The sequence below is a fragment of the Tritonibacter aquimaris genome, assembly GCF_009617595.1.
Lineage (GTDB): Bacteria > Pseudomonadota > Alphaproteobacteria > Rhodobacterales > Rhodobacteraceae > Epibacterium > Epibacterium aquimaris.
On the sequence record NZ_WIXK01000003.1, the window covers coordinates 133,603 to 145,758 of the forward strand.

Consider the following 12,156-nt stretch of genomic DNA (forward strand, 5'->3'; position numbering starts at 1 on the left):
TGCGCCCTAAATCCATTCACAAACAGCTGATCCGCGCAAATTCAGCACATACAACAGGCGGATCGGACAACGGGACATTTGTCGAATAACAGACCGGGAGAAAACCATGACCCTGATGAAATCTTTCCTTGGCGCGACCGCCGCGCTGGCCCTCACCGCGGGTGCATCTCTTGCAGATCCCGCGCTGATCTTTGACCTCGGCGGTAAATTCGACAAATCGTTCAATGAGGCCGCCCACAATGGCGCGTCCCGCTGGGCCGAGGAAACCGGCGGCAAATACCGTGAGATCGAACTGCAATCAGAAGCACAGCGCGAACAGGCGCTGCGCCGTTTTGCCGAAGCAGGCTCCAACCCGATTGTCACCATGGGCTTTGGCATGGCGGATCCGCTGACCACCGTAGCACCGGATTACCCCGACACCAAATTTGTGGTGGTGGATGTGAACTGGCTCGACGCCCCCAACCTGCGCCAGATCGGTTTTGCCGAGCATGAAGGCTCATATCTTGTGGGCATGATGGCGGCGATGGCGTCGAAATCCGGCACCGTCGGCTTTATTGGTGGCATGGATGTGCCGCTCATCCGTCACTTTGCCTGCGGCTATGCCCAGGGCGTAAAAGCAGTGAACCCCGATGCAAACGTGATCGCCAATATGACCGGCACAACACCCGCGGCCTGGAACGACCCGGTCAAAGGCTCTGAGCTGACCAAAGCGCAGATCTCCCAAGGCGCGGATGTGGTTTACGCCGCAGCAGGCGGCACCGGCGTGGGCGTGCTGCAGACCGCAGCGGATGAAAACATCCTGTCCATCGGCGTCGACAGCAACCAAAACCACCTGCATCCGGGCAAGGTACTGACATCTATGCTGAAACGCGTTGACGTGGCCGTTTATGAAGCCATGAAAGCGGGCGACGCACTGGAAACCGGTGTCTTCACCATGGGCCTCGCCGAAGAAGGTGTGGGCGTTGCACTTGACGAAAACAACAAAGACCTGGTCAGCGCCGAGATGCAGGAAAAAGTTGCAACCGCGCGCCAGCAGATCATCGATGGCGAACTGAACGTTGTGTCTTATTACACCGACAACAGCTGCCCGGTTCTTGAGTTCTAATCCAGACCCCGAAACCACTCTGATCCAGCCCGGAAGGCGCAATATAGCGCCTTCCGGGTTCCCCATTTTTCAGAGCTTCCCTAAAAACAATACTGATTCATAAGACCATCCCGAAACGGGATCGCCGCACAGGCCTTGTGGCAACAGGAGCAGCCATGACGACACCCGCGATCGAGCTCAAAAACATCTCGAAATCCTTCGGCCCGGTGCAGGCAAACAAAGACATCTCCATCAAGGTGAACCCCGGCACCATTCACGGCATCATTGGTGAAAACGGCGCGGGCAAATCCACCCTGATGAGCATCCTCTACGGGTTTTACAAAGCCGACCGCGGCGAAATCTGGATCAACGGCAAACACACCACCATCCCCGACAGCCAGGCGGCCATTGCCGCAGGCATCGGCATGGTGTTTCAGCATTTCAAACTGGTGGAAAACTTCACCGTGCTGGAAAACATCATCCTGGGCGCCGAAGATGGCGGCCTGTTGCGCCCCTCTCTCGCCAAGGCCCGCAAGACGCTGAAAACACTGGCCCGCGAGTATGAGCTCAACGTTGACCCGGATGCGCGCATCGATGAAATCGGCGTTGGCATGCAGCAGCGGGTGGAAATCCTCAAGGCGCTCTACCGTCAGGCCGATATTCTTATTCTTGATGAACCCACCGGGGTTCTGACCCCGGCTGAGGCCGATCAGCTGTTCCGCATTCTGGATCGGCTGCGCTCGGAAGGCAAAACCATCATCCTGATCACGCATAAACTGCGCGAAATCATGGAATACACCAACACCGTGTCTGTGATGCGCCGCGGCCAGATGACCGCCACGGTCAAAACCACGGAAACCAGCCCCGAGCACCTAGCTGAGCTGATGGTAGGCCGCAAGGTGCTGCTACAGGTAGATAAAGTTCCCGCCAAACCCGGCGCGCCGATCCTTGAAATTGAAAACCTACATGTCGCAGATGATGCAGGCGTGGAACGGGTCAAAGGCATCGACCTTACCGTGCGCGCCGGTGAAATCCTTGGCATCGCGGGGGTTGCGGGCAATGGCCAGTCGGAACTGCTTGAGGTTCTGGGCGGCATGCGCACAGGTCAGGGTTCGATCAAACTGCACGGCGATCCCCTGCCCCTGTCTGGCCATGGGGCCGACGGGCGCGCGCGCCGCGCTGCCCACATCGGCCACGTGCCCGAAGACCGCCAGCGCGAAGGGCTGATCATGGATTTCCACGCCTGGGAAAACGTGGCCTTTGGCTATCACCGCGCGGCTGAGTTCCAAAAAGGCGTGCTGATGGACAACGCCGCCCTGCGCGCCGACACCGAGGCCAAGATGGCTAAATTTGATGTCCGCCCCCCTGATCCCTGGCTTGCGGCGAAAAACTTCTCCGGCGGCAACCAGCAGAAAATCGTGGTCGCCCGCGAGATCGAACGCAACCCCGATCTCTTGCTGGTGGGCCAGCCCACCCGCGGCGTTGACATCGGCGCAATTGAATTCATCCACCAGCAGATCGTCGCCCTGCGCGATCAGGGCAAGGCGATCCTTCTGGTCTCGGTCGAACTCGAAGAGATCCTGTCGCTCGCCGATCGGGTCGCGGTGATGTTTGACGGCCATATTATGGGCGAACGTCAGGCCGCAGACACAGATGAAAAAGAACTGGGCCTGATGATGGCCGGCATGCAAGCGGAGAACGCCTGATGGAAAAGATGCCAAAATGGGCCGATATCGTCCTGATCCCGCTGATCAGCCTGGCACTTGCGGTTGCAATCTCTGCCCTTGTGATCCTCGCCATCGGCGAAAGCCCGACCGAGGCGATCTCATTGATGATCGAAGGCGCGCTTGGCTCCACCTATGGCTGGGGCTACACGCTCTATTATACCACCAACTTCCTGTTCACGGGCCTTGCGGTCGCGGTGGCCTATCACGCTGGGCTGTTTAATATCGGCGGCGAAGGTCAGGCCATGCTTGGCGGGCTTGGCGTGGCAATCGCCTGCCTGTTCATCCCCTGGCCCCATTGGACCATTGCATTGCTCGCCGCCAGCATTGCCGCAGCCCTGTTTGGCGCGGCCTGGGCCGCGATCCCCGCCTATCTTCAGGCCAAACGCGGCAGCCATGTCGTGATCACCACCATCATGTTCAACTTCATCGCCGCCGCCGTGCTGAACTACATGCTGGTCAATGTGCTGAAACCCGCAGGCTCGCAAGATCCCGCCTCGGCGCGTTTCCCCGAGGCGATGCATCTGCCCAACCTGCATGAACTCCTGCTACCCCTTGGCATCAACTTTTCCAAAAACGCCCCCGCCAATGTGACCCTTCTGGTGGCGCTTGGTGCCTGTGTGCTGGTGTGGCTCTTGATCTGGCGCACCTGGCTTGGCTATGAAATCCGCTCCTACGGCAAATCGGAAACCGGCGCGCGTTACGCGGGCATGTCCCCCACCAAGATCACCATGATCGCCATGCTGATCTCTGGCGCGCTTTGCGGCATGATGGCAATCAACAACGTGATGGGCGAAGCCGAACGCCTGGTGCTGAACGCAACCGAGGGCGCGGGCTTCATCGGCATCGCCGTGGCGCTGATGGGCCGCAACCACCCGTTTGGGGTGCTCTTGGCCGCGCTCCTCTTTGGCTTCCTCTATCAAGGCGGCGCTGAGCTTGCACTCTGGACCTCGATCCCGCGTGAACTCATCGTGGTCATTCAGGCGCTGGTCATCCTCTTTACCGGCGCGCTCGACAACATGGTGCGCATGCCGCTGGAAAAACTCTTCATTGCCCTGCGTAAGGAGACCAACTGATGGACTTCTTCACCCTGATTCAGATCCTCGACAGCACCCTGCGTCTGGCCACCCCGCTGCTTCTGGCCTGTCTTGCCGGGCTCTATTCCGAACGCGCAGGCATCTTTGACATCGGCCTTGAGGGCAAAATGCTGATGGCTGCGTTTTTCTCAGCAGCCATTGCCGCTACCACCGGCAATGCGTGGCTTGGCCTGCTGGCGGGCACAGGCGCCTCTTTGATGCTCGCGGCACTGCATGGCGTCGCTTCGATCACCTTTCGCGGTAACCAGCTGATCTCTGGCGTTGCCGTGAACTTCCTTGCCGCAGGTCTCACGGTTTTGATCGCACAAAGCTGGTTCAAACAGGGCGGGCGCACGCCTTCTCTGCTGGGCAATGGCCGCTTTGACCCGATTGAACTCCCCTTCGCCATCGGCCCAACCGAGGCAGAGGCCGCAGGCCGCCCGCTCTCGCATCTCCTGGCAGAAGCAGGCCCGCTGCAACAGGCCTATTCTGAACTGATCTCGGGCCACTCCATCCTTGTCTACCTGTCGCTGCTTCTGGTGCCCTTCACCGCCTGGCTGCTGTTTGGCACCCGCTTTGGCCTGCGCCTGCGCGCGGTGGGGGAAAACCCGGCGGCGGTGGATACCGCAGGGATCTCGGTTGTAGGGCTGCGCTATGCGGCGGTTATGATCTGCGGCGTGCTTTGCGGCATTGCAGGCGCATATCTGTCCACCGCGCTACAGGCCGGTTTTGTCAAAGACATGTCCGCAGGCCGGGGCTTTATCGCCCTTGCCGCGCTGATCTTTGCCAAATGGCGACCGTGGCACGCGCTTGGGGCTTGCTTGCTCTTTGGCCTGTTTCAGGCGCTCGAACTGCGCCCCGACGTGCTTGAGGCGATCTTCCAGGTGAAAATCCAATCCCAGTTCCTCGGCGCGCTGCCCTATGTGATGACCGTGGTGATCCTGGCCGGTTTTGTCGGCAAAGCGGTGCCACCAAAATCCGGCGGTGAACCCTACGTGAAAGAACGATAAACCCACAAGACGCCGCGCCCCACCACCACACACACCGGGCGCGGCTCACAAATTCCACTCAAATTCAATTCAGCTGACGTTAGCGCCTATATTCAGTTGATTTTTCTCCCCTCCAGCGCTCTAACAAACCTATGAATATCTACCTCCCGATTGCAGAAATCTCGGTCAACGCATTCCTCTTGCTTGGTCTTGGCGGCATCGTCGGCATTCTGTCCGGCATGTTTGGTGTGGGCGGAGGGTTCCTTCTGACGCCCCTGTTGTTTTTCATCGGTGTGCCGCCCGCTGTGGCTGTGGCCACCGGGGCCAATCAGATTGTGGCCTCCTCGGTCTCTGGGGTGCTGGCCCATCTCAGGCGCAAATCGGTTGATCTCAAGATGGGGGTAGTGCTGCAAATCGGCGGCGTAATTGGTGCGGCTGCTGGGGTTGCCATCTTCAACTACCTGAAATCACTGGGTCAGGTCGATCTCTTCGTGACTCTGTGCTATGTGGGCTTTCTGGGCATCGTGGGGGGGCTGATGTTCATCGAAAGCGTCAACGCCCTGCGCAAATCCCGCCGCGGCGGCCCGCCCAAGCGCAAACAGCGCAACTGGGTGCATAAGATGCCGCTAAAGACCCGGTTTCGCACCTCACAGCTTTATATCTCGGTGATCCCCCCCATTGCGGTGGGCTGTCTTGTGGGTGTGCTGACCGCCGTAATGGGCGTTGGCGGTGGCTTTATCATGGTGCCTGCGATGATCTATGTGCTGGGAATTCCCACCAAAGTGGTGATTGGCACCTCGCTGTTTCAGATCATCACCGTGACCGGGGCCACCACCATGATGCATGCGGTGACCAACCAGACCGTCGATATTGTGCTTGCGGTGCTCTTGCTTGTTGGTGGGGTTATTGGCGCGCAGTTTGGCTCGTTTCTCGGCAGCTTCCTCAAGGCCGAACAGCTGCGCATCCTGCTCGCACTCATTGTGCTGGCCGTCTGTGGCAAACTGGCGCTGGATCTGCTGCTGCCCCCGTCCGAACCTTTCTCAATCGCGCAGACACGGGCGAGCTGAAGATGATCAAACCTCTCCTCGTCGCTGCAGCATTGCTCATGGCCCTGCCCGTTCAGGCCAAGGAAAGCGTAGTGCTCGGTCTCAGCCAGAACAGTGTTGAAATCACCACTGATTTTGACGGTTCCGACATTTTGATCTTTGGCGCGATCAAACGCGAAATCCCCATTCCCGATGACAGCCCGCTTGAGGTGATCGTCACCCTGTCTGGCCCCTCGCTGCCTGCGGTGGTGCGACGCAAAGATCGCCGTTTTGGCATCTGGACCAATGTGGAAAGCGTCGAAATCGACCGCGCGCCGATCTTTTATGCGGTCGCCACCAGCGCGCCGTTCGATCAGATGCTAAGCGCCTCGGAAGATCGCCGCCACCGGGTGTCGATTGAACGCGCCATCTTGTCCATCGGCGCCAAAGTCAGCAATGAAAACGCCGAAACCTTCCAAGAAGCGCTGGTGCGCGTGCGCGAAGAAGACGGCAAATATGTGCTGTTGGAAAACACCGTTGATGTGGATCAGCAGACCCTGTTTCGCACCACGATCCAAATGCCACCGGACCTGACTGAAGGGGCCTATACCGCGCGCATTCTGCTGACCCGCGAGGCTCAGGTGGTGGCGGCGCATAGTGCGGAGATTGAAGTGCGCAAGGTGGGGCTGGAGCGGTTCCTGTTCAACCTGTCGCGCGAACAGCCCTGGGCTTACGGCGTGCTCGCACTGGTGATTGCCGCGCTTGCGGGCTGGGGGGCTTCTGCCATCTTCTCCCTGCTGCGCAACCGCTAAGTCAGGGCGCAGCCAGAGTGTTTAAGTGTGACCGCCTCGGGCTTTGCCCGAGGCTCGGCCCAACAGGCCATCTGCACGCTTGCGTGCAGTTTTGGCTTGGCGGGAGTACCCCCCTTTAACCGCGGCCGATATAGGGCATTTTGGTCGCCATCACCGTCATGAACTGCACATTTGCTTCCAGCGGCAAATTGGCCATATGCAGCACTGATCGCGCCGCATCTTCCACCGCAAAACTCTCCATCACCGGCGCGTCAGGATCCACAGCGCGCGCCCGCGCAATCAGATCTTCGACCATCGGGGTGCGCGCATTGCCAATATCGATCTGACTGCAGGCAATGTTAAATTCCCGCCCATCCAGCGACAGCGATTTGGTCAGCCCGGTGATGGCCGCTTTGGTCACCGCATAAGGCGTACTTTGCGGGCGCGGCACATGGGCGGCAATGGAGCCATTGTTGATAATACGCCCCCCGCCCTGCGCCCGCATCTGCGCAAATGCCGCGCGCGCCGCTAGAAACATGCCAGAAAGGTTCACATCAACAGAGGCATACCAATCTTCCAGCGCGATCTCATCAATCAGCCCCGATGCGGTAAAGATCCCCGCATTGTTAAACAGCACATCGATTTGCCCGGCCTCAGCCGTAAAGTGCTGAAAGGCCGCCTCAACCTCTGCGGGCCTTGTCACATCCGCCTGAAGCACAATGGCACGGCGTTGACCCTCAGCGATCTGCTGCAAGTGGTCCGCGCGCCGTGCCAACAGGCCAACCACCCAGCCCTCCGCGAGGAAAAGCTCTGCAACTGCGCGGCCAATGCCCGAACTCGCCCCGGTGATCAAAATGCTGCTCATGCCTCTTCCTCCTGGGCTTCCAACTCCAGCGCCACAGGGGCCACCTTCAAATCATCCACTCTCAGCGTGTCGGACGGTTTCGCCAGACGATTGCGCACCACCCACACCAGCCGCTCCTGCGCCCGGGTGATCGCCACATAGGCCAGTCGTTTCCACAACGGCTGCCCCGCCTCAACCCGCCCCATCCGCGCGGCGGCATAGATATCGGGCGCAAACACCTGCGCCGTTTCCCACTGGCTGCCCTGCGCCTTGTGAATGGTCACCGCCGCCCCATGCAGAAACGTCGCCCCCATACGGGCGGCAAAGGGGATAAATGGCTCTTCTTCATCGGGTTTTTCGATCTTCACAATGGATGCGGCAGACACCTGCGGATCCTCTGCCCCCATCACATGCAGCCGGGAAAAGCCGGGCTTGCGACCAGGGCCGAGATAGATCACCTGCGCGCCTTTGATCAGCCCGCGCGCCTCAAGATCAAGCCGTTTCTTGCGGTGCTTCATCGGCAGCTCAAGCCCATCACAAATCAAGGGCTCCCCCGGCAAAAGCTGATCTTCCGGCGCGCCATAAACCGCGCGAAACGCATTGATCAACCGGATCCGCGTATTGTTGCGCCACACCAAAACGGGCGAGCGCGCCATCAGATCCACCTCAACACGCTGGCCCCAGACCACCCTTTCATCGCGGCGCGCGGTCTCTTCGATCATACGTTCAAAATCTTCAAACCCCAGCTGCGGATCGGCCAGCGCATGGGCCAGATCCAGAATGGGGTTATCCGCTTCTTGCCGGTGAATCCGATTGAGGATCAGCCGCCGCTCTTCTGGCAGTGTCTCAAACACCATTGATCCCGATTGATTCACCGGCGCCAGCTGCGCCGGATCGCCAAACAGCACCAGATTGGGAAAAATCTCTTTTAGATCATCGAACTGACGATCATCGAGCATCGAGGCCTCATCAACAAAACCAATGTCCAGCGGCTCATCACGGCGTTTCCAGCCGGTGATAAAGTCTGACCCGCGCAAACCCGCCGCCGCCAATGCACCGGGAATGGATTTGTTTTTCTCATAAAACGCCTGCGCCCGCGCCAGCGCCTCTTCGCTCAGCTCGTCAATTTCGGGCGCATCCCCCTGCCCCGCCAGCCACTCAGCCAGCTTTTCATATTCCGGGTCATAGACCGGCGTATAAAGAATGCGGTGAATGGTGGTTGCAGGCACCCCACGCAGGCGCAACACGCTTGCCGCCTTGTTGGTTGGGGCCAAAATCGCCAGGGTGCGGCGGTCTTCGCTTTTCTTGCGGCTTTCATAGTCGCCCGACACCACTTCAACGCCGGAATTTTCCAGCGCTTTATACAGTTCGGCCAGCAAAAGCGTCTTACCCGAGCCCGCCTTGCCAATCACCGCCATCACATCGGATGATCCCTTGGGTGGCTGCAACAGCCCATCATCAAGATCAACGCCCGCGGCGCGCAGGGTCTCGGTCACGCTGTCAAAAGCGGTGGCCTGATCGTCGGAAAACTGTACGGGTGAAGATGTCTGGGCGCGTGTCATGGCGCGACCCTACAGCCATGGCGACGGCAGCACCAGAGCTGCAAGCCGCGATAAAAGCGCAAAAAGATCCTGCGCTCATCGGCCATTAATTTGGCAGGGTTAGACGATGATCAGGCCGATGCTTGTAGCGCGCGCAATTGCCTGGGTTGTATTTGTCGCTTTCAATTTGAACCGCGCGCTTTCGATATAAACCCGCAGCGTATGTTCTGAAATGCCCAGCGCATCGGCCACCTTCGCTCGGCTTTGCCCCTTGGCAAGCAGGCTCAGCACATCTACTTCACGCTGCGACAACGCCACGGTGTCAAATTCGTGCGATCGCGGCTCCAGTTCCAGCACCCGCTGATTGAGAAAATGCCCAAGCAGCAGCAGTTCACGATTGTGCGCCTGCACAAAATCATCCCACGCCTGATCCGGACAGCTGCAATTGACAGAAAACACTGCAAACTGGCCCTTGGGTCCGCGCACAGGCACGGAATAGCCCTGATTGCCAAGCCCATGCGCCTGCGCATCTTGCCGAAAGGCCCGTGCCGCGCGCGAGCCCCAGTCCAATCTGCGCCAATCCACCGGATGAAAACTGCGAAAACAGCCCCGCCGCACCGGATCTACCCGCTCGTACTCTTTCTGTTGATAGGTTCGGCGCCAATCCTGCGGATAGGTTCCAAAATAGTAATGTTCGCTAGATCGATCGATCCAAAGGTATGAGGCATGATCCACCGCCCAAACTGCGGCAACCTTCTCCAATACCAACTGCAAACCTGTCAAACCTGTGGCATTGTTTAACGTATCCAGAAAATACTCCAGATCGTCCTTGATGTTCACTTCGCTACAAACCACTGTTCTCAAATCAACTTTTTGAACGACCGCCCGCACAGGTGCAAAAGTCCTCCAAGGCGCCGCCTTTGTATTGCCTCAATTCCTGTGTCCGTATTAACCTTTTGAAGTAATTTCGAACATCATGTTATGATTAAAGTTCTCCTCATTCTTTATCAAAAAGTTCGTTATGTGAACAGTATTTCTTAACACCTCTCCTATACATTTAATTTTTCAAAAACAATCCAAGCCTTCAAATACAAAAAAAACGCCGCATGAGCCTGGCTCACACGGCGTTTTCTAAGGTTAAGCGTCTGTAAAGACTAAGCTTTACTTACCCGCTTCCAGCACGTCTTCCAGCGTGCGCAGGCCGGTTTTTGGCGATTGAACCAGCACCGACATATTGCCCGGCTTATGCTCGTTGCGCAGCATTTTCATATGCGCGTCAGGCAGTTCCGCCCAGGGGAACACTTCCGACATGCAAGGGTCCAGACGACGTTCAACCATCAGCTGATTTGCCGATGCCGCCTGCTTCAGATGGGCAAAGTGGCTGCCCTGCAGACGCTTTTGGTGCATCCACATATAGCGCACATCAAAGGTACAATTAAAACCAGAGGTGCCCGCACAGATCACAACCATGCCGCCCTTTTTACAAACCAGCGAAGACACCGGGAAGGTCTTTTCGCCTGGGTGTTCAAACACCATGTCCACATTGACGCCCTTGCCGGTGATCTCCCAGATCGCCTTGCCGAACTTGCGCGCCTCTTTCAGCCAGTCGTTATATTCCGGCGTGTTCACCGTGGGCAGCTGACCCCAGCAATTGAAATCATTGCGGTTGATCACGCCTTTGGCGCCCAGACCCATCACAAAGTCACGCTTGCTCTCGTCCGAGATCACGCCAATGGCGTTTGCACCGGCGGTGTTGATCAGCTGGATCGCATAAGAGCCCAGACCACCAGACGCGCCCCACACCAGAACATTCTGGCCCGGCTTCAGATCATGGGGTTCGTGGCCAAACAACATGCGGTAGGCAGTTGCCAGCGTCAGCGTGTAACACGCACTCTCTTCCCAGGTCAGATGCTTGGGACGCGGCATCAATTGCTGCGCCTGCACACGGGTGAACTGCGAGAACGACCCATCCGGTGTCTCATAACCCCAGATCCGCTGGCTGTCCGAGAACATCGGATCGCCACCGTTGCAGTGCTCGTCGTCGCCATCGTCCTGGTTGCAATGGATCACAACTTCATCGCCAACCTTCCAGCGCTTCACCTTGTCACCCACGGCCCAAACGATGCCCGCGGCATCAGAACCGGCAATGTGATAGGGCTGTTTGTGCACGTCAAACATCGAGATCGGCACACCAAGACCGGCCCAAACACCGTTGTAGTTAACGCCTGCGGCCATCACCAGAACCAGCACTTCATGGCTGTCCAGCGTCGGCACATCTACGACCTCTTGCAGCATCGCCTTGTTCGGCTCACCCTGACGTTCGCGCCGGATCGCCCAGGCGTACATCTGTTTGGGTACATACCCCATGGGAGGGATCTCACCCATCTCATAGAGGTCTTTTTTCGGCGCATCATAGGACACCGCCTGATTTTCGTTATCCAAAGCCATAATGGCCTCCTTCCCTCAACAGCAATGCCGCAACGCAGAATCGCGGCCTCCCCTTAGGGATAAAAACGGCAGAGTAATATTGCAACCCCATTGGCGACTATTTTGTAATTTTATGACTTACAGAAATCAGCAGATCCAGGTGACCCCCGCAAACATGGCCCCCTGCGGCCTTTCAATTTGGTGGTATTTCCCCAGCTACGCGCGTTTCCATGATCTGATCTTATCGCGCATGATTGTTCTCATCTCGCAAAAAACAATTAAAAGATGTCATTTCAAACGCCACCTACACTAGGCAGCCGCGTGGTATATTCGCGCTCTTCTAAAAATCGCAGCCTCAAATGCCGTAATCGTGATCTGTCCTTAATGTGATCCAGACCACATAAAGTGCAGCGAAGATTTCCCCCCGCTCCCCCAAAAACAAATCGGCGTAATTTCGCTGACTTTCGCTATTTCCCCAATCAGCCCACCGCCGTGGATCAAGTATTAGCTGCACTTATTTGCCCCCCATTTCCGCAATGGTAGGAATTTCGCCTTATAGGAGAGCTTAGCCCAAGAACACACGCCAAGAGCACGAAGATCCACAAATTTGCCGCAATGCAGCGAATTGACAAAGACCTATAATTGCGATCTACAT

At 57.7% G+C, this 12,156-nt stretch carries 10 protein-coding genes; 6 read left to right on the plus strand and 4 right to left on the minus strand.

Features of this window, described 5'->3' with window-relative positions:
* Positions 1–106: 106 nt before the first annotated feature.
* The 6 genes from GG681_RS06615 to GG681_RS06640 all read left to right on the plus strand — a co-directional run bounded on the left by GG681_RS06615 (position 107) and on the right by GG681_RS06640 (position 6,710).
* A complete protein-coding gene (locus GG681_RS06615; protein ID WP_153546370.1) occupies positions 107–1,105 on the plus strand; it encodes a BMP family lipoprotein in 999 nt (332 codons plus the stop codon).
* A gap of 155 nt (positions 1,106–1,260) precedes the next feature.
* On the plus strand, positions 1,261–2,790 hold the full coding sequence (locus GG681_RS06620; protein ID WP_153546372.1) for an ABC transporter ATP-binding protein: 1,530 nt from the start codon (positions 1,261–1,263) through the stop codon (positions 2,788–2,790).
* Positions 2,790–3,884: an ABC transporter permease gene (locus GG681_RS06625; protein WP_153546374.1), complete on the plus strand. Its 1,095-nt coding sequence runs from the start codon at positions 2,790–2,792 to the stop codon at positions 3,882–3,884. Before GG681_RS06620 ends, GG681_RS06625 begins: the two co-directional genes overlap by 1 nt.
* Positions 3,884–4,894 carry an ABC transporter permease gene (locus tag GG681_RS06630; RefSeq protein ID WP_153546376.1) on the plus strand — a complete coding sequence of 337 codons (1,011 nt, stop codon included), beginning with the start codon at positions 3,884–3,886 and terminating at the stop codon, positions 4,892–4,894. The genes GG681_RS06625 and GG681_RS06630 overlap by 1 nt, the downstream gene beginning before the upstream one ends.
* Positions 4,895–5,025: 131 nt before the next feature.
* A complete protein-coding gene (locus GG681_RS06635) occupies positions 5,026–5,940 on the plus strand; it encodes a sulfite exporter TauE/SafE family protein (protein ID WP_153546378.1) in 915 nt (304 codons plus the stop codon).
* Between the two features lie 2 nt (positions 5,941–5,942).
* The gene (locus GG681_RS06640; RefSeq protein WP_153546379.1) at positions 5,943–6,710 is read left to right on the plus strand and encodes a TIGR02186 family protein; all 768 of its coding nucleotides are present in this window, start codon (positions 5,943–5,945) and stop codon (positions 6,708–6,710) included.
* A 115-nt stretch (positions 6,711–6,825) separates the two neighbouring features.
* Here the strand turns inward: GG681_RS06640 and GG681_RS06645 are convergent, their stop codons facing one another.
* From GG681_RS06645 to ccrA, 4 genes are all read right to left on the minus strand, one after another.
* The gene (locus GG681_RS06645; protein ID WP_153546380.1) at positions 6,826–7,554 is read right to left on the minus strand and encodes an SDR family oxidoreductase; all 729 of its coding nucleotides are present in this window, start codon (positions 7,552–7,554) and stop codon (positions 6,826–6,828) included.
* The gene (locus tag GG681_RS06650) at positions 7,551–9,095 is read right to left on the minus strand and encodes an ATP-dependent DNA helicase (RefSeq protein WP_153546381.1); all 1,545 of its coding nucleotides are present in this window, start codon (positions 9,093–9,095) and stop codon (positions 7,551–7,553) included. The genes GG681_RS06645 and GG681_RS06650 overlap by 4 nt, the downstream gene beginning before the upstream one ends.
* Before the next feature lie 99 nt (positions 9,096–9,194).
* Positions 9,195–9,929, minus strand: a complete 735-nt coding sequence (locus tag GG681_RS06655) for a helix-turn-helix transcriptional regulator (RefSeq protein WP_328593311.1) — start codon at positions 9,927–9,929, stop codon at positions 9,195–9,197.
* Positions 9,930–10,235: 306 nt separating this feature from the next.
* On the minus strand, positions 10,236–11,522 hold the full coding sequence (gene ccrA, locus GG681_RS06660; protein ID WP_153546383.1) for a crotonyl-CoA carboxylase/reductase: 1,287 nt from the start codon (positions 11,520–11,522) through the stop codon (positions 10,236–10,238).
* Positions 11,523–12,156: the final 634 nt, after the last annotated feature.